The following is a 23,568-nucleotide window of genomic DNA, read 5'->3' on the forward strand; positions in this document are numbered from 1 at the left end:
ACACCTCGGTGTGAAACCAGTTGGCGCGGCCTGCGCCTTATTCCAATACTGTGAACGTACGGTGCGCTTCACCGGCACAGTAAATTCGCCATGCTTCCCGCAACGCTCGTCCAAAAGTGCCAGCCACGTTGAAGCCGTCCGCGGTTTCCGCCGGCATTCTTTCACGCATTGTCATGCGTATTTCATTCAGTTCAGGGAGTCGGTCGCACCAGCTCAGCGCCTTCTGGATGTAATCCTCTTCGCTGTAGGCAATAAAGTTTTCCAGCCCATGAATGCGCATAATATCGACGCCCTGTCGGGCAGCCATCGTGGCACCGCACAGCGTCAGCGTTGGCACGCCCATCCAGCAGGCGTGGTTACTGGTGGTACCACCAGAGTAAGGGAATGCATCCAGTAAAATGTCGATTTCATTGTGATAAGCCAGATAATCAAGCAGCGGTGCTCTTTTCTTGAATATCAGGCGCGACGGTTCAATACCCAGCAGCTCGAGTTTCCTCGTCATCTCGGCCACCATTTTTTCATCGTTCATAAAACCGATAACAAATTTGGCTCCAGGAGACTGCGCCAGGATAGTGGCCCACACCCTAAGAACTTCATCGTTGATCTTTTTAGGACGATTAAAGCTGCCGAAAGTGAGGTAACCGTTTTTAAGCGCCGGGAGAGGTTCGATATCGGGGCTTTGCGGATCCGGCTCAAAGAACTTACGCATCTCAATAAACATGATGCTTTCGGTCAGCTGCTGCTCAAGATCGGCTGGCTCAGCGAGCGTCGCGGTCACAATGCGGTAATCCATTGTTTTCAAACCGGTTGTGCCGGGGTAACCAATCCAGGAGATTTGCACCGGCGCAGGGCGAAGCGCAAACGCCGGCAGACGGTTGTCAGAAGTGTGGCCCGAGAGGTCGAACAGAATATCAATCCCGTCATGATAAACTTGTTCGGCAAGCTGCTGGTTGCTTAACTTGTCTACCTGCCGCCATAGCACGGAACCGGCTGCAAAATGTTCAGTGACCTCGTCATGAACATAAGAGGTGCTGTAACCCACCAGCTCGAAATGATTTCTGTCCAGCCCATCCCAGAACGGCGCTAAGAAGTGGCTGACGGGATGCTTGCGTAAATCTCCCGACACAAAGCCCACGCGCAGTTTTTTATCAGGATTCTTTATACCCCGATAAGGCAGCTGCAGATGACAAGCCGCAGCCCATGCTCCTACCGTCTCACCGTATTGCAGATGTTTTTGGTAAAGCTGCTCTGCCGTTACCTTGTGGTCGTGGGTCATTGCAAACAGCAGCGCGGTAAAGTAATCAAAATTACTCGGTTCCAGCGCAATCGCTTTGTTAAGAAACCAGGCGGCCTCGTCAAGTTTTTGGCTATCGCTGAGAATAACGCCCATCGTGGCATAGTGAACCGCTTTCACCTCGTCGCAGCGCAACGAAACACGAGAACACTTTTCCGCCAGGGACATTTCACCCAGCTGATAATATGAGTACGCAAGGCTATGCCAGAAATTGACGTTTTTATCTTCCAGCCTTAACAACCCCTGCAGGAGAAGAATTGCGTAATAATGCTGGTTTGTTTTCTGCAGCCCTGTCGCCAGATCGTAATAAATATCCAGACTGGAGAAATAGTGTCCCATCAGCCGACAAAGCACTTCTTTAGCTTCATCCCAGCGATTGGACAGCACAAGCGTTCGCGAATAACAGCGCAGCGCGGCAATATCCTCCGGATTTTCTTTCAGCAGCGTCTCAGCACAGGTTTTCGCATCCTGAATCTTTTTCTCACGAATTAAACGGTTAATCCGGTCGTAAGTGTCTTCCCCGTGTTCTGATTCACGCTGGGGTAAGTCATTAACATCTTTGCTAAGCAAGCCACCTCGCGATATCGAAACACTCAGCAGCAGCAAATTGTTCAACAGCGGTAGCAAAAATTGAGTTTTCCCCGTGCGTAAAAAAAGCTGGTAGTGCTTTTTCCAGGCCACCGGAGAGCCCGTTAACGCGCCTTTTTTACGTAGCGACATAAAACACTGCCACGCCTCGGCATCCACACCGGTTAAACCCTGTTGCAAATAGCGCCATTCTTCCGGCGTGACAGAAAACTCGTCGCCCCAGAGGTTCCTGTAGACTTGTAAGGCATTCCCTTCTGGCCCGCCGTTTTTCAGCGATAAAATTGGCTGTAGCGAGTCATTTTCAGCCCGATCATAGGCACCTCGCGTACAGCGCCAGTAGAGACCGGCAGGCTGCGTGAGATACAGGTCTTCCAGCACTTTCAGGACAGCCTCCCGCACGTCGGTATTGTCTTCCGGCTTGCGGCAGTTAATGACCAACTGTTCAACGCTTAGGCTGAATGGCCAGGCCGCCCCGAGCAGATCCAGAATGCGTAAAGTGATCGGATTCTCGCTACTTGATTGTTGCCCATCCCCGCCAATATGGCCGTTGTATATCGCCCCATTCTCGTTCATTTTGCGGCTAAAGTTTCCCGCCCAATGAAGTGATTCGAGGCGCGAACTGTCAGGCAATGCCGGGAAGTGCTCTTCGGCTCTGGTCGCACTGAGCAGACTAAAGCGTTCGGTACGCGATACCGCAAAATCAAGATATTGTTGGGCGGCGATGCGCTGCTGCCCGGCGACGAGAGCGTGTAGCGTTGCGACCTTTTCACCATAAGCGCGCGGCAGCTCATACTGAGGCACGGCATCGCCAACATAGTACAATCCCAGGTCGCTGACCTGATGGCAAAACTCAGTAAAAGACAAGGCTGTCGTGGTCGGAGAGAGATAACGCAGGGTCAGGGCAAGATCGCTCTCTTTCTCAGCCTCTTCAACCTGGGATTTAAGTGTCCCTGCCGGTAGCGTCATCGCCAGATAGCTCAGCATGCCTCGCGCTGCATTAACCTGAGACTCAGGATCGGCATTCGCGTCACGGGCTGCATGGTAGCTAAGCGCCTCGCGAATGGCCGTGGTGTCGGGTTCGCCGGTGGAGGGATACCAGTGCAGGCAGACCACGCCGGAGGCAGAAAGATTTTGGCGGCACCAAAGCAAGAGTGCCTCTCGTTCCTGGCGGCCGAGTAAAGAGAAAACACCGCGAATAACGATGTAGTCAAACTGCCCGCCTTCGGTGGCGAGAATATCCCCCAGCCCGGCGGTGAACAGCTCAATATTGCTGAGCCCTAATGCCTGAGTATGGCGCTGCCCTGCGGCAATCAAGTTTTCATCAATATCAATCCCCATCACCTGGCTTTCCGGGCACGCCAGCGCGTGGGCCGTAATGCATCCTCCCTCGCCGCACCCTATTTCCAGCACGCGCGCGTGCGCAGGCTCCACCGTAGAAAGATGGTAGACGCAGGCCGCAGACTGAATAGCAACGGGCGAAATACGATGATCCGGGTAATACTGACTCACGTTATGCTTATCCATTATTTTGAAGAAAAAAATGCAGACTCAACCGATTAACGCGCTGTACTTTTCCAACAGCGACGCTTTGTATCGACGGTAATCCTCACTCTCAACCCCGGAGTGAGCCAGTATCCAACTAAACGCATCCTCGCCGTGCTCCGCATCCACCAGCGTGTCTACCTGAATGCGGCCTATCGCCATTTTGTCCAGCGCACTAAGCTCATTTTCGACAGCGGCCAGTGCCACCTGATCGAGAAACCGTTCGGCATTGTTGTGTTGTAAATTGAGATCGATAAACCGGGCCACGGCTGCCAGATATTTCGTCGACAGCTCGCCCCCTTCACAATAGAGACCTGTCGCCAGAATCGACGCCCAGAACGGCGCGGTATCATCCCAGGCCAGCACTAAGTCTTTCACCGCTGGCTGCCCTTTCATCCCCGCCCACGACTTCCTGACGAGGCTGTTAGCCTCAAGCAGCAGGACAGACGTGGTCATTTTTTCCAGCACATGAGATAAAAAGACCAGCCGGCGACCGGCATAGTGCGCATTCGCAGCCGTTCCCGGAGCCACGGCCTCGCTGCTTAACGAAATAGGCAGCTCAGGCATCGCGTTGCGAAGCCCTGCAATCTGCTGAGCCAGGCCAGCATCACAGTTATAAATATGGAAATGAACGTTAAGCTCGTCGCAATTGGTGTCGAAGAGAGAAAGCAACAGCGGCAGGCCATGAGCGGAAAAATCAGCGCGACCGCACGCAACCAGCACGGTCGTTTTATGGTTGTTCACCGGCTCAATTAACCAACTATAACGGCCAGCGTCAGGCTGCCAGTCAAGCACGTCAAGCGGGCTGAAATCGATAAAGGAATCCGGGCGTCCACCCAGCTTGTAGATAGCCGTGACGACCATCAACAGCGCCATAGGATCTTCCCCGATAAGCGCCATGTTCTCAGTAAGCTGCTGAATAATGACATATGCCTGATTAAAATCTTCTTCCATCAGGCAGATGAGCAAGAGAATTTTTAGCGCAACGGGTGACTCACTGAGCTCGGAAAGATTATTAGATATGAGGAAAACGGCGGAATTTATTTCATTAATGCGGAACAGGATCTGAACGGCAACAACCAGGTAATTTTTATTCCCGTCAAGCTTAAGCGCTTCAACGATACATTGCGTAATTTTCTCAACGTTCTCCGCCTCAATCGCCTTAGACTTTTCTCCAGACGGGCCGCAGAGCGCCGCATTGGCCAGAATAATCGCCCCCATTATCAGCTTTAACGCTCTGTCTTGCTCGGGATTCAACCCCGTCTGCGCCAGGTTTAATTTATCTTCGAGGGCAGCAAAATCAGGATTGGCAAAATTAAGGACTTCGGTCACCAGCCAGGCTGGTAAAACATCGGCCTCCGGCAGGTGAATCGCTCGGGTAAACAGATCGCGATAGTATTGATGCATTGCCCGAGTGCGGGAGAAACTGTTCATAACTGTCCTTTAGGTTGCGATATTTTGCCAGACGGGTGATTGTCTGATGCTAGCACCCGGCCAGTAAGCATAATGCGCTGAACAAAACCGAAATTAACGGCTTAACCTTCATATTAAAATCGCTCTGCGCCTCACCTTTCGGCAAAAACAAAAAAAGGCTGCTGTTTCCAGCAACCTTTCTTGTAGCAGTCTGCGAAATTAACGCAGCAGGGACAGCATTGCCTGTGGAACCTGGTTTGCCTGAGACAGTACAGAAGTACCAGCCTGCTGCAGGATCTGCGCACGGCTCATGTTGGAAACTTCGGTCGCGTAGTCAGCGTCCTGGATACGGGACTGAGCAGCAGACAGGTTGGTGATGGAGTTGTTCAGGTTGTTGATGGTAGATTCGAAACGGTTCTGAATCGCACCCATGTTAGAACGTGCAGTATCGATTTTCGCGATAGCAGCATCAGCAGCAGAAACAACTGCCTGTGCAGTAGAGTGGTCAACGATTGCAGTGCTCAGGCCAGCGCTCAGGCTACCGGAAGATGCGTTGATCAGGGAGTCGCTGCCGATAACGATGGTATCGTTAGCGGTGGTGTTAGCGCCAACCTGAATGTTCAGACCGGTGCTTACGGAACCATCCAGCAGGTTTTTGCCGTTGAAAGAAGCGCCGCCTGCGATGCGGTCGATTTCAGACAGACGCTGGGTGATTTCAGTCTGGATGGATTTCAGGTCAGTGGTGCCGTTGGTATCGGTAGCAGCCTGCAGGGACAGTTCACGGATACGCTGTAAGTTGGTGTTGATCTCGTTCAGGTTACCTTCAGCGGTCTGAACCAGAGAGATACCGTCGTTAGCGTTACGAGCCGCCTGAGTCATACCCTTAACCTGGGAAGTCATACGGTTGGCAATCGCCTGACCAGCAGCATCGTCTTTCGCGCTGTTGATACGCATACCGGAAGACAGACGCTCGATAGCGGTACCCAGGGAAGACTGAGATTTGCTCAGGTTGTTCTGAGTAGTCAGGGACAGCAGGTTAGTATTGATTACGGACATAGTATTAATTCCTTAAAAATTGGGTTTAGGTTCGGTGCCTAACACTCACGGCGTCTCTCACCGTCAACAAGGTTATCGACGCCCTCTGTGCCAACTTTAGAATTAATGATAAAAAAAAATCAAATAACTGAATTATAAAGAAATTAAATTTACAACCAGCGCTAAACTTAACCTTTCCTACACTTTCAAACGCGGCTTATCGCATTTGAGCAAATATATCTTTGCCTCCCTTTACGCCATCGGCCACGCTATTAATGTCACCGTCTTTTCCGACAATCGTCATATAAGGCCGATCCACTGCCTGCTATTCGGCTGATTATTTTTTTTCCCCGGCTGTAAACTTTTCATTGAGTCAGCCGATAAGTGAATGAAACTACCAGCGACTTAAAGGAAGACATCAATGGCATCGATTTCAAGCCTCGGGGCAGGTACCAGCCTGAACCTCCAGGATACTTACGATAAGCTTTACACGGCTGAACAAACAAAATTAACCATCTTTGATACACAAACAAAGACTTATCAAGCCCAGTTTAGCGCCTTTGGTCAGTTGAAAACCGCGATTTCCGGACTGGAAACGGCTACCGCTGCGTTAACAGCGAAGGGTTCTCTGGTGTCTACCTCCGTCACCAGTACCAATACCGCTTTTAGCGCGACCACGACCAGTGACGCTATCCTTGCTGACTATACAATTAACGTACAGCAGATGGCGAAGGCTCAGGTGCTCTCAACCGGCAGCATCAGCAGCAACACAGCGCAGCAGGGTGCGACCACTGGTGGTACACGTACGATAACGATTACTCAGCCTGGCACCACTAAGCCACTGAGCGTGACGCTTGCCGACGGCGATACCTCATTAAACGGTATTGCAAAAGCGATTAACGCCGCGGGCGGAAACGTCTCGGCATCCGTTGTTAAAGCTAACGACGGCGACTATCGCCTGATGATTGCCTCAAAGAGCACCGGCACGCAGTCAGATATGACCATCACCGTCACCGGTGATGACCAGCTCCAGGGCGTGATTGGGTACAACTCAACGAGCAAGACCGGTGCTTTAACAGAGCAAACTGCTTCGCAAAATGCTCAGGTGAAAGTGAACGGCGTCATGATTGAGCGCCAGAGCAACACCATCTCTGATGCCATGCCGGGCGTAACGTTGAACCTGAAGGCGAAGAGCACGGCGGATGAAACGCTGAGCGTGTCGCGCACCAGCGATGCCAGCAAGAAAGTGATTAATGACTGGGTAAAAGCCTACAACACCCTTCAGTCAACGATTGCTACCGTCACCAAATATGTAAAAGTTGACCCAGGCGCCGCCCAGGATCCAAACAACGGCGCACTCGTCGGTGACAGTACCGTACGCGGTATCCAGGCTGATATCCGTAGCATGCTGACCCAGGTACAGGGCGGCGATTACAGCATTATGGCGCAGTTGGGCATTACCCAGGATCCCGTACTGGCCCCGGATGGCTCCAGCCAGCTAAAAGTCAATGATACCCAATTAACCAAAGCGTTAAGCGACAACCCGCAGGGCGTTATTAACTACTTTGTAGGCGACGGTAAAACGACAGGGTTTGCGACGCAGCTGGATACCAAACTGAACAATATGTTGAGTACCAGCTCAATCAATGCTGGGGTCATTAAGAACGCGCAGGACGGCATCACTTCCACGCTGAAAACCGTGGCCGATCGCAAACAAGCGATGAGTGACAGTATCGACGAAACCATGGCGCGTTATAAGGCACAGTTTACTTCTCTGGCAAGCCTTGTTAGCTCGATGACCAACATGGGGAACTATCTGTCGCAGCAGTTCAACAAAAGCTAAGGATTTTGTATGTACAAGAGTTCTGGTGTACAAGCCTATCAACAGGTCGGTCTGGAAAGCGCCGTTATGAGTGCCAGTCCACACCAGCTCGTGGTGATGTTGTTCGATGGGGCACTCAGTGCCCTGGTTCGTGCACGCTTGTTTCTTGAACAGGAACAAATGCCGCAAAAAGGCGAGGCGCTCTCAAAAGCCATTAACATTATTGATAATGGACTGAAAGCCGGCCTGAATATGGATGTCGGAGGAGATTTGCCCGTTAACCTCGCGAATCTTTATGACTACATGGTCAGGCGTCTCCTGCACGCTAATTTGCGTAATGACGTAGAGGCCATCGCCGAAGTCGAAAGATTACTTGCAAACATCGCGGATGCATGGAAGCAAATCGGCCCTACTTCCCCTACATTTCAGGATGCTATCTGATGAATGATTTCATCTCATCCCTCAATGGATGGCGTGCCCTGCACGCCCTCAGTCAAACCATGCTTGACCTTGCCCATAGCGGAAAATGGGATGAGTTGATTGATCATGAGGTTAAATACGTTCAGCTGGTAGAGGCGATTGCCAGTAATCCTATTGCTCAAGCCGGTCAGCGTAGCCAGGAAGAAGCGAAGGCGCTGCTTGATATCATTCTCGCCAATGAAAATGAGATCAAAGGGCTGCTAAACAGTCGCCTGAGCGAGCTTCGCGACCTGATTGACCAAAGCGGTCGCCAAAAATCACTGAACAATACTTATGGTTTTCTCTCCGGCAATGTCTTAACGCCAAGCGATTTGAACCAGTAAACCTGTCGTATTTCACATCTTATTCCATACTCCAGAGGTCAGCTAAATGACTTCTGGAGCGCGGACAAGATGACGAACCCCACCCTGTTACAGTTTTTCCACTGGTACACCCCAGGCAACGGCACGCTCTGGTCAGAAGTTGCCGACCGTGCGGCCAGCCTCAGCGACATCGGCATCAACATGGTTTGGCTTCCCCCGGCGTATAAAGGCAGCGCGGGCGGTTATTCGGTCGGCTACGACAGCTACGATCTCTTCGACCTCGGGGAATTTGATCAGAAAGGCAGCATCGCCACCAAGTATGGGGATAAAACACAGCTGCTGGCGGCCATACAATCCTTAAGGGATAACGGCGTTTCAGTGCTGCTGGACGTGGTCGTGAACCATAAAATGGGCGCCGACGAAAAAGAACACATCCGCGTCAACAGGGTAAATGCCGATAACCGCAACGAGATCTCGCCTGAGGTTATCGACTGCGAGGCCTGGACCCGCTACACCTTCCCTGCCCGCGCCGGGCAATACTCACAGTTCATCTGGGACTACAAATGCTTCAGCGGCGTGGATCATATAGAAAACCCCGATGAAGACGGCATCTTCAAAATCGTCAATGACTACACCGGCGAGGGCTGGAACGACCAGGTGGACGACGAGCTGGGGAACTTCGATTATCTGATGGGTGCCAATATAGACTTCCGCAACCATGCGGTGACAGAAGAACTTAAATACTGGGCGCGCTGGGTCATGGCGGAAACGCAGTGTAACGGTTTCCGGCTCGATGCCGTCAAACACATTCCCGCCTGGTTTTATAAAGAGTGGATTGAGCACGTCCAGGACGTGACGGAAACGCCGCTGTTTATCGTAGCGGAATACTGGTCCCATGAAGTGGATAAACTGCTGGAATACATCGCCCTGGTAGAGGGCAAAACGATGCTGTTTGATGCCCCTCTGCAAATGAAATTCCATGAGGCATCCCGGCTTGGGCGTGACTACGACATGAGTCAGATTTTCACCGGCACGCTGGTTGAGGCCGACCCGTTCCACGCCGTCACGCTGGTGGCTAACCACGACACCCAGCCGCTGCAGGCGCTCGAAGCCCCCGTAGAAGCCTGGTTTAAACCGCTGGCCTATGCGCTAATTCTGCTGCGCGAAAACGGCGTACCGTCGGTGTTCTACCCGGACCTTTTCGGCGCAAGCTACGACGATGAAGGCGGCGACGGGCAGAACTACCACATTGATATGCCGGTCATCGAACAACTGGATGACCTGATCCACGCCCGGGAACGCTTTGCCCACGGCGTGCAGACTTTGTGGTTCGATCATCCTAACTGCATTGGCTTTAGCAGAAGCGGCACGGCGGAAGCCCCAGGCTGCGTGGTTATCATGTCCAACGGCGATAACGGCGAAAAGCACGTCACCTTAGGGGAAAATTTCGCTGAGAAAAACTGGCGTGATTATCTCGGCAATCGCGAGGAAACGATTCACACCGACGCGGCAGGGAGCGCAACCTTTACCTGTCAAGGCGGCAGCGTTAGCGTTTGGGTGCTGGAGGATGTGCTGTGATTTAGTTTTATCCCGTAGGCTGCTTCTTAGTCCTGAATGCCCACGAATATGTAGATCTGGCTAAGGTTCCGTTCACTTCCAGTCCTGCTTCACATGTCACCACAGAACTTGTTAACGACTCGGGGAAGTCACCGTCACTTCCCCGAGACCCCGGACTCCCGGCCAAATAAATCGACCGCTGAAGCGGCAGACCTCCGTTTTATCTCCCAGTCCTGGGTCGGAGAGAAAACGGAGGCGATTTAAGCCGGAACCGTGCCTCGCTTTATGTTTAACGCTGACTTAAAACGCAGCGTCGCTTCTTACCCTAACCCTCTTCCTAAAAGGGAGAGGGAATAAACCGTGTTCACAGCACCTGTTTTCCCCCTCGCCCCTTTGGGGAGAGGGCCGGGGTGAGGGGATTTCTTATTTCGACAGTTGGCTATCCAAAGGATTCTTAGCCAGAAAATCAGCGCATTCAGGCGTCAAACGGTCAACGCGCTTCAACGTCATCCCGGCGTACTCCAGCGTGTCACCGCTCAGCTCAATGTCGTAAATCTCACGTTTAACGGTGACGTTGCGCAGATCGCCAGACAAATGCGTCAGCTTACCCGGTACCCCAATTACCCGCTGCCACTGTCGGCAGTCCAGCGTATCGCCCTGCGGCGTGACCACCAGCGAAGCAATCGCCTCCGGGCTAACCAGCTCGCTCTGCGGCCCGCTGGACTGCCAGTAGCCCGCCATACCGGCCGGCGCTTCGGTACGCACGACCTGCTTATAATCTCTGACCTCGGTGCAGCCGCTCAGTGCCACCAGCGCCGCCAATACTAAAAGCTTCTTCATCGTCTATCCTGACTGCGGAGAAAAAATAATTCTGGCATTAAAGCCCGATGCCTGCCAGCAATTCCGCCTGGGGCATAAAAATTGATCCAGATTATTTTTTCATCTTTTCAGCCTGTTAAGCCTAAACGATGGGCGTATGATTGCGCCTTCTTTTGCCCATAGCGGCACGTTCTTCTGAGTTCAGAGGCGAAAACAATGACCTGGCACTCCTTTAAACACCAATACCTGGTAACCTTCTGGAAACCGATGCCCGCGGTGATCGCGGCCGGGATCCTCTCCACCTATTACTTTGGCATTACCGGCACCTTCTGGGCCGTGACCGGCGAATTCACCCGCTGGGGCGGCCAGCTCCTGCAGCTGATGGGCATACACGCCGAAGAATGGGGTTACTACAAGCTGATTCACCTTGACGGCAGCCCGCTGACCCGTATCGACGGCATGATGATCATCGGCATGTTTGGCGGCTGTTTCGCCGCCGCGCTGTGGGCCAATAACGTCAAGCTTCGCCTGCCCCAGCACCGTATCCGCATCATTCAGGCCGTACTCGGCGGGATTATTGCTGGCTTCGGCGCGAGGCTGGCAATGGGCTGTAACCTCGCGGCGTTCTTTACCGGGATCCCACAGTTTTCTCTGCACGCCTGGTTCTTCGCCCTTGCCACCGCCATCGGCTGCTGGTTTGGCGCACGCTTCACGCTGCTGCCGATGTTCCGCATTCCGGTCAAACTGCAAAAAGTCTCCGCTGCCTCCCCACTCACCCAGCAGCCGGATCGCGCTAAGCGCCGTTTCCGCATGGGAATGCTGGTATTTATCGGCATGCTGGGCTGGGGCGGTTTGACCGCCATAAACCAGCCTAAGCTTGGCCTCGCCATGCTGTTTGGCGTCGGCTTTGGCCTGCTGATCGAACGCGCACAGATCTGCTTCACCTCCGCCTTCCGCGACATGTGGATCACCGGCCGCACCCACATGGCCAAAGCGATTATTCTGGGCATGGCGGTCAGCGCCATTGGCATCTTTAGCTATGTGCAACTGGGCGTAGAAGCCAAAATCATGTGGGCAGGGCCAAACGCCGTCATCGGCGGGCTGTTGTTCGGGTTTGGTATCGTGCTAGCCGGGGGCTGCGAAACGGGCTGGATGTACCGCGCAGTTGAAGGCCAGGTGCATTACTGGTGGGTGGGTCTTGGCAACGTGATTGGCTCTACGCTGCTGGCCTGGTTCTGGGATGACATCTCCCCCTCCCTGGCCACCAGCTGGGACAAAGTCAACCTGCTGAATACCTTTGGGCCGCTGGGTGGGCTGCTGGTGACCTACCTGATGCTGCTCGCCGCTTATCTGCTGATTGTCGGTTGGGAAAAACGCTTCTTTCGCCGTAAAAACCAGGCTATCGGCACCACAACAGGAGAAACAGCATGAGTCAGAACATTGTCCCGGATTACCGGCTGGACATGGTAGGTGAGCCCTGCCCTTACCCGGCTGTTGCCACGCTGGAGGCAATGCCGCAGCTGAAAAAAGGCGAGATCCTGGAAGTGGTCAGCGACTGCCCGCAGTCCATCAATAACATCCCGCTGGACGCCAAAAACCACGGCTACACGGTGCTGGATATTCAGCAGGACGGCCCCACCATTCGCTATCTTATCCAGCGCTAATCATGAAAGGGGCAAAACAGCCCCTTTTATCAACGAACCGGTTTTACCCACGCCCCGGAATCCAGCAGGAAACGTTCTGCGCTGGCAATTTTCTGTACCGCCCTGTCCCCGTGTTTAGCCACCAGCATCGCCAGCAAGCACTCGGCAATGCCCATGGCCGACACGACGGAAGGAAAGAACGACGGGCTGTGCGCGGAGAAATAAAGCGTGCTGGCGGCGTGTTCCGCAAGTGGGGAGAGCGGGGAGTCCGTCAGCGCAACAATTTTGCTCCCGGCCTGCCTGGCCGCGCCCAGCACATCAAGCGACTCACGCGAATACGGCGCAAAACCAATCATCAACACCACATCTTTTGGCGTCAGCTCACGGGTAAAAATTTCGTAATTGCTCGCCTGGCCGTCGATGAGCGACACGTTCTTATTAAACAGGCGATAGATATAAAACAGCGTATAGGCCACCGAATAGCTGGCCCGAAAACCGCACACATACACATGTTCGGCCGCATCCAGGACATCAACCGCCTGTTCCATTGCCTGCGGATTTTCAGCCTCGGTATGGGAAAGATTTCCCGCATGGGCCTCAAACACTTCCTGATAGAGCGACGCCGTGCTGCCCTTATCGACCAGCTTTTCGGCCCTTGCCTGATGGGTTTCATTATTCAGGCCAAACTCCTGGATAACGGCGGCTTTGAACTCTCCCCAGCCGCCATAGCCCAGACGCTGAGCCAGACGCAGCAGCGTGGCGGGCTTGACGCCAATGCGCGCGGCAAACGCCCTCATCGAAAGCGCAATTAAGTCTTTCATATTATGCAGGCTCAACTCTGCGGCCCGCTGCAGCTCGGGAGTTAATGTCTCGTAATGTTCTTCTAGCTTTTGTTGCGGGGTCATAGGCTGACAGGACGCTCCCGTTTAGACCGGAAATCCCTTCCGGGGTCTTGAAGGTATCGACCTGATAGTGCAGTGAAATTACTTTAGGCGTCAAATAAATAAGGGTATCAGCCAGAGATCAGCGTTAAAACGCTGTTTTACTTAACATACTAATGCCGTGAAAACTAAGAGGTGCGTAGATTAACGTGCAGGTAAGACGCGAGTTGAATGAATAAAAGAGTCAAAGATTAAAGGCGGGACAAAAACACAACGCACGGCCAAATGCCAGACTGGAGCAAACAAAGCTTGCTCCAGTCTGAAATCAGTCGACCCATGCACTACACCTGCATGTTCATCATATGAGGAGTCTAATTGTAAGATAGAGAAAGAACGGGAAACATCACGATTCAAGACAGAGATTTAGCGCGAGACTGTTTGGGCTGTTGGTAAGTTCACACAATCTCGCGCTAGTTTTTTGTCCCATCAGTGCCCCATGGATTTTCAAGGTCGCTGCGGCCACTCAGGATTTTCTGCACTGATATCAACTCGGCCAGGCAGTATCCGGTATCGGCAATCAACTACCTTTACGTTGCTCCATAACGTAATCCGCAATCTGCTTTGATAAGTTTTCAGAAAGTCCAGATGTAGTATTATCCCTAATTTTATCAATGGCTTGCTTTTGTCCTTCATCAAGCCTGTCCCACTGAGATTCATCGGGGCCGATAGAGTTTCGGTAATCTTTTAGCTCATTAGCACAATGATTAAACGCCCTGGAAGATATATCCTTTGGCGCTGATTGTGTGCCGATCTGGGAGTCAGCATAGCTGAAAAGACAGCCTGTCAATTTTTCCGCTGATGCTTCCATGTTGCCAGCCTTCACAGTACTGGAGGCCAACAACATAGCTAACAATAAAACCTTCTTCACATCCCTATCCCCACAATTAAAAGTAAGGAAATGTTAGCAGAAGAGGTGCGCAAGGCAATGCAAAATAGCCATTATGCAGCCTTATCCAGCTTGCGTTTCTTCTTCGCGAAATAGTCATCGATAACAGTGCCATATTCTTCTTTCGTGAAGCCTTTCTGCTCTGGGTATTTGGTGTTCTGGAGTAGCTGAAACTCGGTCATGGTCAGCTTCATCGCTTCGTCTTTCGAGATACCGAACGTTAATGTACTCAATGGCGTGAAACTCTCGCGTCATCTGGCCTGATTCGTTACGCTGCAACTTTCGTACTTTGGCTTTGCCGATGATGCCGTGGGTGATTAGCGAGCTGGCTAAAGACCTAAACAAAGGAGGCCATATGAGCTTTGAATTTGGCATTGTCGCGCCAGAAGGAATACTTGAGAAGTACCGCGATTTATTTGAGTCAAAGGATATCTTCTATACGCAGCTACTGCCTGAAGAAAATCCTACACATGTAATTCTCGAAGACAGTAATAACGTCCACTATGATGATGCAATCTGGAAGGCCATGATTAGCAGTTTGGTAGGTCACATTCTTGAGCAAGAAGACATGACCTTCACGAACCAGTCATTTAACAGAATTGAGATTTTCAAGCCATAAAACAAAAAGCCCCGGCATTTCTGCAGGGGCTTGAATATGGTGCAGACCGAGGGATTCGAACCCCAGATCTCCTGATTGAAAGCCAGACGCTCTACCATCTGAGCTAATCATGCAAATAAAAAAGCCACCCTGGAGGATGGCGCATAAAATCATGAGATTTATTGCCAAGTATCACTTAATCTAAGCCTCTTGAATAAATTAACAACCATGTAAACAGGTTACAGATGAGTTGGATAAAAAAAATTATTAATATAATTTATGGGCTTATCGTCATCTTCTTGTCTGTATTCGGGGCTGGATTTACCGGCAATTCCGTCATCAGTTGGATTCACTATTGGTCATTTGATATCGACTACTCAGAGATCGCGACCAACAGCGCAGTGTACGGAATCTGCTGCATTTTTGCTGTCGTGGTTACCCTACCATCCATGTATGCAGCTAAGCATTATGTCTGGCCTGCATTAAGATTTATCGGGCTAAAAGTTCGATATTTTTTCCATGGCTACTAGCAATAAATACAAATAAAAAAGCCATAGTTCACCCCGCCAAAAACCGATGCGGGAACAGACAGGGAGATAATACTGATTGATGCTGCTCTGGAAGTTCTTCGCGATCAGGCGGAACTTACCAGATTAGGAAAACAGCATGAGATTGATGTGGTCTTGAGGGAGTACAAAAAGAAGGAAGTCCACAAATGCACATTTGTGTTTAACCCATCTTTACACGCAAAGAATGGTCGATCAGGTTATCACTATGCAGTCGGTTCAGTTAACCAAAGCTGGGAAGCTGCCATGGGCAAAGCTGGACTGAGATACCGGAAAGCATATCAATCCAGACACACATACGCATGCTGGTCACTTACCGCAGGAGCAAACCCGAATTTCATCGCATCTCAAATGGGACACGCCAATGCCCAGATGGTTTATCAGGTTTACGGTAAATGGATGACTGATAATGACCGTGAACAACTTGCCATTCTGAACCAGAAATTATCGTCATTTGCCCCATCCATGCCCCACGCAAAAGTGATTTGATTAATTTATTCAGTTAAATCAAATAGCTTAATCAACTACACCTGCATGTTCATCACTTCCTGGTAAGCCGCAACCAGCTTGTTACGTACCTGAATCCCCATCGCCAGGGAAACGGAGGATTTCTGCAGATCTACCATGACATCGTTCAGGGCAACGCCTGGCGTGCCAAGCGCAAATTTCTCCGCCTGAGCGCGTGCGCTGTTGGACGTCTCGCTAATCCGCCCTAAAGCGGCCTGCAGCTCTCCAGCAAAGCTCACCGTTGGCGCAGCAGCCGACGCGGCAGGATTGGTCGCCGCCAGCGCGGTCGTCTGAAGTTGTTGCAGTACGCCTTCGATACCCTGAATTGCCATTTTTTCGCCTCACATTGATTAAGCGAGTGAAGATTACCACCCTGTCAATAGGATAAAGGCGTTAAATAGACGTAAAAAATAGAGCTAATTCAGCCATCGAAATTTCGTGAAACGAAAATAATGACACTGCCATCCATATGGAACTTTTGTCGTGTTTGTCGACCCGGGAGTCAGTCTTGTTCACTCATTACTCTAAAAATTCTGTCAACGCTAAGCCGCGAGGTGTGGAATGACCACTGCTGCTCAGGCGCAAACGCCGCAAAACAAGACACTTGAGTGGTTAAATCGCCTTCGCGCTAATCCAAGGATCCCGCTGATTGTGGGCGGCTCCGCCGCCGTGGCCGTGCTGGTGGCCCTGGTACTTTGGGCAAAATCTCCTGATTACCGCGTGCTTTACAGCAACCTCGCCGACCAGGACGGCGGCGCGATTGTTACCCAGCTTCAACAAATGAATATTCCCTACCGTTTCTCAGACAACGGTAGCGCCATCATGGTCCCGGCAGACAACGTCTACGACCTGCGTCTGCGTCTGGCTCAGCAGGGCCTGCCTAAAGGCGGTGCCGTCGGCTTCGAGCTGCTGGATCAGGAAAAGTTTGGTATCAGTCAGTTTAGCGAGCAGGTGAACTACCAGCGTGCGCTGGAAGGCGAACTGGCCCGCACCATTGAAACGCTTGGCCCGGTGAAGAACGCCCGCGTACACCTCGCCATGCCAAAACCTTCCCTGTTTGTGCGTGAACAAAAGTCCCCTTCTGCCTCCGTTACCCTGAGCCTCGAGCCTGGCCGCGCGCTGGATGAAGGGCAAATTAATGCCGTGGTGCATATGGTTTCCAGCGCCGTGGCTGGTTTACCACCGGGTAACGTCACGCTGGTCGATCAGGGTGGCCATCTGCTGACGCAGTCCAACAACGCAGGCCGCGACCTTAACGACGCCCAGCTCAAGTACGCCACCGACGTAGAGAGCCGCTACCAGCGCCGCATTGAATCTATCCTTGGCCCGATTGTGGGCAACGGCAACGTGCATGCCCAGGTCACCGCGCAGATTGATTTTGCCAACAAAGAACAAACCGAAGAGCAGTATCGCCCTAATGGCGATCCGGCTCAGACCGCAGTCCGTTCTCGCCAGCTGAACCAGACCTCTCAGGTCAATGGCCAGTTCCCGGGCGGCGTGCCGGGCGCGCTCTCCAACCAGCCAGCGCCGGCCAACACGGCACCGATTTCGACGCCGCCGCAGAACAACCAGGCGAATCAGCAGGCCAACAACGGCCAGCAGAACCAGACCAGCACCACCAGTCAGAACGGCAGCAGCAACACTTCGCGTGACGAAACCACCAACTATGAAGTGGACCGTACCATTCGTCACACCAAGCTGAACGTGGGGGATATTCAGCGTCTGTCCGTTGCCGTGGTGGTGAACTACCGCACACTGGCCGACGGGAAACCTCTGCCGCTCACTGCCGACCAGATGAAGCAGATTGAAAACCTGACGCGTGAAGCGATGGGCTATTCCGAAACCCGCGGTGACACCCTGAATGTGGTGAACTCGCAGTTTACCGCGACCGAAGACGACGCTGGCAGCAGCCTGCCGTTCTGGAAGTCCCCGGCCTTCTTCGACATGCTGCTCTCTGCGGGTCGCTGGCTGATTGTGCTGATTGTGGCCTGGGTGCTGTGGCGGAAAGCGATTCGTCCGCAGCTCACCCGCCGCGCGGAAATTCTGAAAGCGTCTAACGAAGCGAAAGAGAACCGAAAAGCCGAAGAAGAAGCCGTCGCCGTAACGCTTAGCCGCGATGAGCAACAACAGCAGCGTAAAGCTAACCAGCGCCTGAGCGCCGAAGTCATGAGTCAGCGTATTCGTGATATGTCCGACAACGATCCTCGCGTAGTTGCGCTGGTGATCCGCCAATGGATGAGTACTGAAATATGAGTATTACCGGAACCGAAAAGAGCGCCATCCTGCTGATGACCATTGGTGAAGACCGCGCCGCCGAGGTGTTCAAACACCTCAGCCCGCGTGAAGTGCAGCATTTAAGTGCGGCGATGGCGAACACCCATCAAATCTCAAACAAACTGCTGACCGAAGTGCTTGCCGAGTTTGAACAAGAGGCCGAACAGTTCGCGGCGCTGAGCATCAACGCCAACGACTACCTGCGCACTGTGCTTATCAAAGCGCTGGGCGAAGAGCGTGCCTCCAGCCTGCTGGAAGATATTCTCGAAACCCGCGACACCACCAGCGGCATCGAAACGCTCAACTTTATGGAGCCGCAGAGCGCCGCCGATCTTATTCGCGACGAGCACCCGCAGATCATCGCCACCATTCTGGTTCACCTCAAGCGTGGCCAGGCGGCGGATATTCTGGCGCTGTTCGACGAGCGCCTGCGCAACGACGTCATGCTGCGTATCGCCACCTTTGGCGGCGTCCAGCCGGCCGCGCTGGCAGAACTGACCGAAGTGCTGAACAACCTGCTCGACGGCCAGAACCTCAAGCGCAGCAAAATGGGCGGCGTGAGAACGGCGGCGGAAATCATCAACCTGATGAAAACTCAGCAGGAAGAAGCCGTTATTACCGCCGTGCGCGACTTCGACGGCGAACTGGCGCAGAAAATCATCGACGAGATGTTCCTGTTCGAAAACCTCGTGGCCGTGGACGACCGCAGCATTCAGCGTCTTCTGCAGGAAGTGGAGTCCGAATCTCTGCTTATCGCCCTCAAAGGTGCAGAGCAGGCGCTGCGCGAGAAGTTCCTGCGCAACATGTCCCAGCGTGCTGCGGACATCCTGCGCGACGACCTCGCCAACCGTGGCCCGGTGCGTCTGTCGCAGGTGGAAAACGAACAGAAAGCTATCCTGCTTATCGTGCGTCGCCTGGCGGAGACCGGCGAGATGGTGATCGGCACCAGCGAGGATACCTATGTCTAATACGCTGCCATGGAAACGCTGGACGCCTGAAGATCTCGCCTTCCCTACGCCGGTGTTCGAAGAGATTCTGATGCCGGAAACCACCGCGGAGCAGGAAGAGCCGGAAAACGAGCCGGACCTGCAGCAAACGCTGGCGATGATGCAGGCCCAGGCCCGTGAACAGGGTCACAGCGCAGGCTTTGCCGCCGGGCACGATCAGGGCGTAGAAGAAGGCCGTAAAGCGGGCTTCCAGCAAGGGCTTGAACAGGGCATCAATGAAGCCCGTCAGCAACAGGCACCGGTGCACGCCCGCATGCAGCAGCTGGTGAGCGAATTCCAGTACACGCTGGATGCGCTGGACAGCGTAATTGCCTCCCGCCTGATGCAAATGGCGCTGGAAGCCGCGCGGCAGGTTATTGGCCAGACGCCTGCCGTGGATAACAACGCGCTGATCAAACAGATTCAGGGCCTGCTGATGCAGGAACCGCTGTTCAGCGGTAAGCCACAGCTGCGCGTACACCCGGATGACTTACAGCGAGTTGAAGAGATGCTGGGTGCCACGCTGAGCCTGCACGGCTGGCGTTTGCGCGGCGACCCAAGCCTGCACCAGGGCGGCTGCAAAGTCTCCGCCGATGAAGGCGACCTTGACGCCAGCGTGGCCACTCGTTGGCAAGAGCTGTGCCGCCTGGCCGCGCCGGGAGTGCTCTGATGACCGCGCGCCTGACCCGCTGGCTGACCACGCTCGACAATTTTGAAGCGCGGATGGTCGAACTGCCGTCCGTTCGCCGCTACGGCCGTCTGACCCGCGCCACCGGCCTGGTCCTGGAGGCCACCGGCCTGCAGCTGGCGCTGGGCGCGACCTGCATCATTGAGCAGCACGACCGGGAAGTCGAATGTGAAGTCGTGGGCTTCAACGGCCACAAACTGTTTCTGATGCCGCTGGAAGAAGTCGAAGGCATTCTTCCCGGCGCCCGGGTTTATGCCCGCTCTGCGACATCGGAAGGCCTGCACAGCGGTAAAAAATTGCCGCTTGGCCCGGCCTTGCTGGGCCGCGTACTTGACGGCAGCGGCCGCCCGCTCGACGGGCTGCCTTCGCCGGATTCCGACCTGATGGGCGCGCTGGGTGCAGCCCCGTTTAACCCACTCCAGCGTACCGCGATTGAACATGTTCTTGACGTTGGCGTTCGCCCGATTAATGCCCTGCTGACGGTAGGTCGCGGGCAGCGTATGGGCCTGTTTGCCGGTTCCGGCGTGGGGAAAAGCGTCCTGCTCGGCATGATGGCGCGTTACACCCAGGCTGACGTGATCGTCGTGGGACTGATTGGCGAGCGTGGTCGCGAAGTAAAAGACTTTATCGAGAATATTCTCGGTGCCGAAGGCCGTGCCCGTTCGGTGGTGATTGCCGCCCCGGCGGACGTTTCTCCGCTGCTGCGTATGCAGGGTGCCGCCTACGCGACAAGAATCGCCGAAGACTTCCGCGATCGCGGCCAGCACGTCCTGCTGATTATGGATTCTCTGACGCGTTATGCCATGGCCCAGCGTGAAATCGCCCTCGCCATTGGCGAACCTCCGGCGACCAAAGGCTATCCGCCTTCGGTCTTTGCCAAGCTCCCGGCGCTGGTTGAGCGTGCGGGGAACGGCATTCACGGCGGCGGCTCGATTACCGCGTTTTATACCGTACTCACCGAAGGCGACGATCAGCAGGACCCGATTGCCGACTCCGCGCGAGCCATTCTTGACGGCCACATTGTGCTGTCACGCCGCCTGGCAGAAGCGGGCCACTACCCGGCCATCGACATCGAAGCTTCTATCAGCCGAGCCATGACATCGTTGATTACCGAGCAGCATTACGCCCGGGTACGTCGTTTCAAACAGTTGTTATCCAGCTTCCAGCGCAACCGTGATTTGGTGAGCGTGGGGGCTTACGCCAAAGGCAGCGATCCGATGCTCGATAAGGCCATTGAACTGTGGCCGCATCTTGAAGCCTTCCTGCAACAAGGCATTTTTGAACGCGCAAACTGGGAAGAAGCCAGCCTCGCACTGGAGACGCTTTTCCCCACCGTTTGATGAGAGGTGACCATGAACCAAAACAGCGCACTGGATACTTTGCGTGAACTCGCCGCCCAGGAAGTAGAAAAAGCAGCGATTCGTTTAGGGGAGATGCGCCGGGGTTGCCAGCAGGCGGAAGAGCAACTCAACATGCTGATTAACTATCAGTTTGAGTACAGCAACAGCCTGAATGACAACATGAGCCAGGGGATCGCCAGCACGCGCTGGCAGAACTACCAGCAGTTTATACGCACGCTGGAAAAAGCCATCGAACAGCACCGCCAGCAGCTGATGCAGTGGAGCAATAAAGTTGACCAGGCATTGGGCGCATGGCAGGAAAAACAAAAGCGCCTGCAGGCATGGCAAACCCTGCAGGACAGAAAGGCAGCGGAGCTGTTGCTCGCAGAGAACAGACTCGATCAGAAGCAGATGGACGAATACGCCCAGCGGGCCACATTGAGGAAAGGTGAATGATCACATTGCCAAAAATTCTGTTAAACCCCGGGGCCGACACCGCTGCCGCCGGGGATGCAAAAGGCGCGGACGGCAAAGGCTTCGGTGAAGACTTCCTGACGCTGCTGGGCAAAGCTTTGCCGGGAAACGTCGTTTTGGAAGACGGTAAATCGCTGCCTCTGGGCGCGGCATTAAGCAAAGTTGCCGCAGCCAATGCGGCAAAAGGCGAGACCAAAGACGACCAGGCGGCCCTGACGGAGCTGCTAAACTCGCCGGAACAGCCTGAAGCGCTTTCCGCCCTGCTCGCCTCCATCGGCAAAACAGAAACGGGTGATAAGCCCGAGGCGGCGCTGAAAGACGCAAAAACAGATAAGCCCCTGAGCGACGCTGAGCTGCAAACGCTTAGCGCGCTGTTCGCTATGTTGCCGCAGCCCGTAACCGCTGCGCAGCCCGTGACGCTAGCTAAAACAGCAACCGACACAGCATCGCTGTCCGCCCTGACCTCTGCAGCAGGCAACACCGCAGGCAAAAACACCGCGGACAGCCTGCTGCCTGCTGACGCCAGCGGCAAAAAAGCTACGCCTGCGGGGGCGACGCTTGCAGACAGTAAATCTGTTGCAGCCACCGGCCCGGCAGCGGTCCAGCAGCACGTGGATGACAAAGCGCAACTGGTCGCTAACAACACGCCTGACGGTCGCGACAACGCGGCTCCACAGGCAAATAACACCGCCCCTGTCACCGCGCAGATAACTCCGGCCATCAGCAGCACCACAGTTGCGACCCCAACGACAACGCACATCGCCACCCCAACGGCGCCGATGATCAGCGCCCAGTTGGGCAGCCATGAGTGGCAACAGCAGATTTCTCAGCACGTTACGCTGTTTACCCGTCAGGGCCAGCACAGCGCCGAGCTGAGATTGCACCCGGAAGATCTCGGTCAGGTGCAAATTAGTCTAAAACTAGAAGATAACCAGGCACAGCTGCAGATGATGTCGCCGCACAGTCACGTACGGGCTGCGCTTGAAGCAGCGCTGCCTTCACTGCGCACTGCGCTGGCTGAAAGCGGCATCCAGCTTGGCCAGAGCAACATCAGCAGCGAAAGCTTCGCTCAGCAGCAGTCCGGCCAGCAGCAACAGCAGCAAAGCGCCCGCAGCGGAGAGCGTTTCTCCCTGAGCGGTAACGACGCCGAGCCGCTGCCGGTGGCCGATAGCCTGCAGCGTCTGGCAAGCAGCAACGGCGCGGTGGATATCTTCGCCTGAGCCCCGTTCAAGGGTAAACGCCAGAGCTAGCGACAATAAACGTGTGTTTTCCGGGCTTTGACCGCCCGGAGACACGGGATAATTGCTCTTCAGCAGTACCGATACAGGAATAAAGCGTTCAATGACTGATACCGCTATCACGAAAGGCCGTAAGCGCGCCATCTGGGTGCCGATACTGGTTCTTATCACACTCGCCGCGTGCGCCACCGCAGGCTACAGCTACTGGCGCATGCAGCAAACGCCAGCCACAGCCCAGGCAAAAACGCCTGAGCCGCCGCCTGCGCCAGTGTTCTTCGCTCTGGATACGTTTACCGTCAATCTGGGTGATGCGGATCGCGTGCTGTACATCGGCGTCACGCTGCGTTTGAAAGATGAAGCGACCCGCCAGCGCCTGAGCGAATTCCTGCCGGAAGTCCGCAGCCGTCTGTTGCTGCTGTTCTCTCGCCAGGACGCCAATCAGCTTGCCACCGATGCCGGTAAGCAGAAGCTGGTGGAAGCGATTAAAACTACTCTGGCGCCGCCTCTGGTCGCCGGGCAACCTCAACAGGTAGTCAGCGACGTGCTGTATACCGCCTTTATTTTGCGGTAAGTCC

The 23,568-nt window shown here is 54.0% G+C and carries 21 protein-coding genes and 2 pseudogenes; 15 read left to right on the forward strand and 8 right to left on the reverse strand.

Features of this window, described 5'->3' with window-relative positions; translation table 11 throughout:
• Positions 1 to 37: 37 nt before the first annotated feature.
• The 3 genes from LH86_RS18145 to LH86_RS18155 all read right to left on the reverse strand — a co-directional run bounded on the left by LH86_RS18145 (position 38) and on the right by LH86_RS18155 (position 5,893).
• Positions 38 to 3,391 (reverse strand): methyltransferase domain-containing protein, encoded by a 3,354-nt coding sequence (locus LH86_RS18145; protein ID WP_081943050.1) that lies wholly within the window; start codon positions 3,389 to 3,391, stop codon positions 38 to 40.
• Between the two features lie 39 nt (positions 3,392 to 3,430).
• On the reverse strand, positions 3,431 to 4,858 hold the full coding sequence (locus tag LH86_RS18150) for a hypothetical protein (RefSeq protein WP_039304256.1): 1,428 nt from the start codon (positions 4,856 to 4,858) through the stop codon (positions 3,431 to 3,433).
• 198 nt (positions 4,859 to 5,056) lie between these two features.
• Complete coding sequence (locus tag LH86_RS18155) at positions 5,057 to 5,893, reverse strand: flagellin (protein WP_039304259.1); 837 nt, start codon at positions 5,891 to 5,893, stop codon at positions 5,057 to 5,059.
• A 400-nt stretch (positions 5,894 to 6,293) separates the two neighbouring features.
• Here LH86_RS18155 and fliD point away from each other — a divergent pair, with 400 nt between their 5' ends.
• The 4 genes from fliD (at position 6,294) to amyA (ending at position 10,054) form a co-directional block, all read left to right on the forward strand.
• Positions 6,294 to 7,715, forward strand: a complete 1,422-nt coding sequence (fliD, locus tag LH86_RS18160) for a flagellar filament capping protein FliD (RefSeq protein WP_039304262.1) — start codon at positions 6,294 to 6,296, stop codon at positions 7,713 to 7,715.
• A 9-nt stretch (positions 7,716 to 7,724) separates the two neighbouring features.
• Positions 7,725 to 8,135 carry a flagellar export chaperone FliS gene (gene fliS, locus LH86_RS18165; protein ID WP_039304265.1) on the forward strand — a complete coding sequence of 137 codons (411 nt, stop codon included), beginning with the start codon at positions 7,725 to 7,727 and terminating at the stop codon, positions 8,133 to 8,135.
• Positions 8,135 to 8,497, forward strand: coding sequence for a flagella biosynthesis regulatory protein FliT (gene fliT, locus LH86_RS18170; RefSeq protein ID WP_039304268.1), 363 nt, complete (start codon positions 8,135 to 8,137; stop codon positions 8,495 to 8,497). The genes fliS and fliT overlap by 1 nt, the downstream gene beginning before the upstream one ends.
• A 69-nt stretch (positions 8,498 to 8,566) precedes the next feature.
• Entirely contained in the window at positions 8,567 to 10,054 is a 1,488-nt protein-coding gene (gene amyA / locus LH86_RS18175; RefSeq protein ID WP_039304272.1) for an alpha-amylase, read from the forward strand.
• A 402-nt stretch (positions 10,055 to 10,456) separates the two neighbouring features.
• On the opposite strand, the gene yedD is transcribed toward amyA, so the two are convergent.
• The gene (yedD, locus tag LH86_RS18180) at positions 10,457 to 10,873 is read right to left on the reverse strand and encodes a lipoprotein YedD (RefSeq protein ID WP_039304275.1); all 417 of its coding nucleotides are present in this window, start codon (positions 10,871 to 10,873) and stop codon (positions 10,457 to 10,459) included.
• A gap of 195 nt (positions 10,874 to 11,068) precedes the next feature.
• Here yedD and yedE point away from each other — a divergent pair, with 195 nt between their 5' ends.
• Positions 11,069 to 12,283: a selenium metabolism membrane protein YedE/FdhT gene (gene yedE / locus LH86_RS18185; RefSeq protein WP_039304278.1), complete on the forward strand. Its 1,215-nt coding sequence runs from the start codon at positions 11,069 to 11,071 to the stop codon at positions 12,281 to 12,283.
• Complete coding sequence (yedF, locus tag LH86_RS18190) at positions 12,280 to 12,516, forward strand: sulfurtransferase-like selenium metabolism protein YedF (RefSeq protein ID WP_016537040.1); 237 nt, start codon at positions 12,280 to 12,282, stop codon at positions 12,514 to 12,516. The genes yedE and yedF overlap by 4 nt, the downstream gene beginning before the upstream one ends.
• Before the next feature lie 29 nt (positions 12,517 to 12,545).
• On the opposite strand, the gene LH86_RS18195 is transcribed toward yedF, so the two are convergent.
• From LH86_RS18195 to LH86_RS22870, 3 genes and pseudogenes are all read right to left on the reverse strand, one after another.
• Complete coding sequence (locus tag LH86_RS18195; protein ID WP_039304280.1) at positions 12,546 to 13,400, reverse strand: MurR/RpiR family transcriptional regulator; 855 nt, start codon at positions 13,398 to 13,400, stop codon at positions 12,546 to 12,548.
• A 553-nt stretch (positions 13,401 to 13,953) separates the two neighbouring features.
• Positions 13,954 to 14,304, reverse strand: a complete 351-nt coding sequence (locus tag LH86_RS18200) for a hypothetical protein (protein WP_156107040.1) — start codon at positions 14,302 to 14,304, stop codon at positions 13,954 to 13,956.
• A gap of 71 nt (positions 14,305 to 14,375) precedes the next feature.
• A pseudogene (locus LH86_RS22870) lies at positions 14,376 to 14,655 on the reverse strand (DUF6246 family protein); the annotation flags it as partial.
• A gap of 22 nt (positions 14,656 to 14,677) precedes the next feature.
• Between LH86_RS22870 and LH86_RS18210 the strand changes: the two are divergent.
• Complete coding sequence (locus LH86_RS18210; protein WP_039304285.1) at positions 14,678 to 14,941, forward strand: hypothetical protein; 264 nt, start codon at positions 14,678 to 14,680, stop codon at positions 14,939 to 14,941.
• Between the two features lie 536 nt (positions 14,942 to 15,477).
• A pseudogene (locus LH86_RS22645) lies at positions 15,478 to 15,975 on the forward strand (tyrosine-type recombinase/integrase); the annotation flags it as partial.
• 35 nt (positions 15,976 to 16,010) lie between these two features.
• On the opposite strand, the gene fliE reads toward LH86_RS22645, so the two are convergent.
• Complete coding sequence (gene fliE / locus LH86_RS18230; protein ID WP_039304292.1) at positions 16,011 to 16,325, reverse strand: flagellar hook-basal body complex protein FliE; 315 nt, start codon at positions 16,323 to 16,325, stop codon at positions 16,011 to 16,013.
• Positions 16,326 to 16,554: 229 nt separating this feature from the next.
• Between fliE and fliF the strand changes: the two genes are divergently transcribed.
• From fliF to fliL, 7 genes are all read left to right on the forward strand, one after another.
• The gene (gene fliF, locus LH86_RS18235; RefSeq protein WP_039304295.1) at positions 16,555 to 18,246 is read left to right on the forward strand and encodes a flagellar basal-body MS-ring/collar protein FliF; all 1,692 of its coding nucleotides are present in this window, start codon (positions 16,555 to 16,557) and stop codon (positions 18,244 to 18,246) included.
• Positions 18,243 to 19,235 carry a flagellar motor switch protein FliG gene (gene fliG / locus LH86_RS18240; RefSeq protein ID WP_008458144.1) on the forward strand — a complete coding sequence of 331 codons (993 nt, stop codon included), beginning with the start codon at positions 18,243 to 18,245 and terminating at the stop codon, positions 19,233 to 19,235. The genes fliF and fliG overlap by 4 nt, the downstream gene beginning before the upstream one ends.
• Entirely contained in the window at positions 19,228 to 19,923 is a 696-nt protein-coding gene (fliH, locus tag LH86_RS18245) for a flagellar assembly protein FliH (RefSeq protein ID WP_039304299.1), read from the forward strand. The genes fliG and fliH overlap by 8 nt, the downstream gene beginning before the upstream one ends.
• Entirely contained in the window at positions 19,923 to 21,281 is a 1,359-nt protein-coding gene (fliI, locus tag LH86_RS18250) for a flagellar protein export ATPase FliI (protein ID WP_039304301.1), read from the forward strand. The genes fliH and fliI overlap by 1 nt, the downstream gene beginning before the upstream one ends.
• 12 nt (positions 21,282 to 21,293) lie before the next feature.
• Positions 21,294 to 21,737 carry a flagellar export protein FliJ gene (gene fliJ, locus LH86_RS18255; RefSeq protein ID WP_008458139.1) on the forward strand — a complete coding sequence of 148 codons (444 nt, stop codon included), beginning with the start codon at positions 21,294 to 21,296 and terminating at the stop codon, positions 21,735 to 21,737.
• Positions 21,734 to 22,975 (forward strand): flagellar hook-length control protein FliK, encoded by a 1,242-nt coding sequence (locus tag LH86_RS18260; RefSeq protein WP_039304305.1) that lies wholly within the window; start codon positions 21,734 to 21,736, stop codon positions 22,973 to 22,975. The genes fliJ and LH86_RS18260 overlap by 4 nt, the downstream gene beginning before the upstream one ends.
• Before the next feature lie 121 nt (positions 22,976 to 23,096).
• Positions 23,097 to 23,564, forward strand: coding sequence for a flagellar basal body-associated protein FliL (gene fliL / locus LH86_RS18265; RefSeq protein ID WP_008458135.1), 468 nt, complete (start codon positions 23,097 to 23,099; stop codon positions 23,562 to 23,564).
• The last annotated feature ends 4 nt before the right edge of the window (positions 23,565 to 23,568 follow it).

The sequence above is a fragment of the Cedecea neteri genome, assembly GCF_000758325.1.
Classification (GTDB): domain Bacteria; phylum Pseudomonadota; class Gammaproteobacteria; order Enterobacterales; family Enterobacteriaceae; genus Cedecea; species Cedecea neteri_B.

What these genes read in the sequence shown, in the direction of transcription:
- LH86_RS18150 (WP_039304256.1), bottom strand. Translation starts at nt 4,858, where the DNA reads ATGAACAGTTTCTCCCGCACTCGGGCAATGCATCAATACTATCGCGAT.
- LH86_RS18155 (WP_039304259.1), bottom strand. Translation starts at nt 5,893, where the DNA reads ATGTCCGTAATCAATACTAACCTGCTGTCCCTGACTACTCAGAACAAC.
- fliD (WP_039304262.1), top strand. Translation starts at nt 6,294, where the DNA reads ATGGCATCGATTTCAAGCCTCGGGGCAGGTACCAGCCTGAACCTCCAG.
- fliS (WP_039304265.1), top strand. Translation starts at nt 7,725, where the DNA reads ATGTACAAGAGTTCTGGTGTACAAGCCTATCAACAGGTCGGTCTGGAA.
- fliT (WP_039304268.1), top strand. Translation starts at nt 8,135, where the DNA reads ATGAATGATTTCATCTCATCCCTCAATGGATGGCGTGCCCTGCACGCC.
- amyA (WP_039304272.1), top strand. Translation starts at nt 8,567, where the DNA reads ATGACGAACCCCACCCTGTTACAGTTTTTCCACTGGTACACCCCAGGC.
- yedD (WP_039304275.1), bottom strand. Translation starts at nt 10,873, where the DNA reads ATGAAGAAGCTTTTAGTATTGGCGGCGCTGGTGGCACTGAGCGGCTGC.
- yedE (WP_039304278.1), top strand. Translation starts at nt 11,069, where the DNA reads ATGACCTGGCACTCCTTTAAACACCAATACCTGGTAACCTTCTGGAAA.
- yedF (WP_016537040.1), top strand. Translation starts at nt 12,280, where the DNA reads ATGAGTCAGAACATTGTCCCGGATTACCGGCTGGACATGGTAGGTGAG.
- LH86_RS18195 (WP_039304280.1), bottom strand. Translation starts at nt 13,400, where the DNA reads ATGACCCCGCAACAAAAGCTAGAAGAACATTACGAGACATTAACTCCC.
- LH86_RS18210 (WP_039304285.1), top strand. Translation starts at nt 14,678, where the DNA reads ATGAGCTTTGAATTTGGCATTGTCGCGCCAGAAGGAATACTTGAGAAG.
- fliE (WP_039304292.1), bottom strand. Translation starts at nt 16,325, where the DNA reads ATGGCAATTCAGGGTATCGAAGGCGTACTGCAACAACTTCAGACGACC.
- fliF (WP_039304295.1), top strand. Translation starts at nt 16,555, where the DNA reads ATGACCACTGCTGCTCAGGCGCAAACGCCGCAAAACAAGACACTTGAG.
- fliG (WP_008458144.1), top strand. Translation starts at nt 18,243, where the DNA reads ATGAGTATTACCGGAACCGAAAAGAGCGCCATCCTGCTGATGACCATT.
- fliH (WP_039304299.1), top strand. Translation starts at nt 19,228, where the DNA reads ATGTCTAATACGCTGCCATGGAAACGCTGGACGCCTGAAGATCTCGCC.
- fliI (WP_039304301.1), top strand. Translation starts at nt 19,923, where the DNA reads ATGACCGCGCGCCTGACCCGCTGGCTGACCACGCTCGACAATTTTGAA.
- fliJ (WP_008458139.1), top strand. Translation starts at nt 21,294, where the DNA reads ATGAACCAAAACAGCGCACTGGATACTTTGCGTGAACTCGCCGCCCAG.
- LH86_RS18260 (WP_039304305.1), top strand. Translation starts at nt 21,734, where the DNA reads ATGATCACATTGCCAAAAATTCTGTTAAACCCCGGGGCCGACACCGCT.
- fliL (WP_008458135.1), top strand. Translation starts at nt 23,097, where the DNA reads ATGACTGATACCGCTATCACGAAAGGCCGTAAGCGCGCCATCTGGGTG.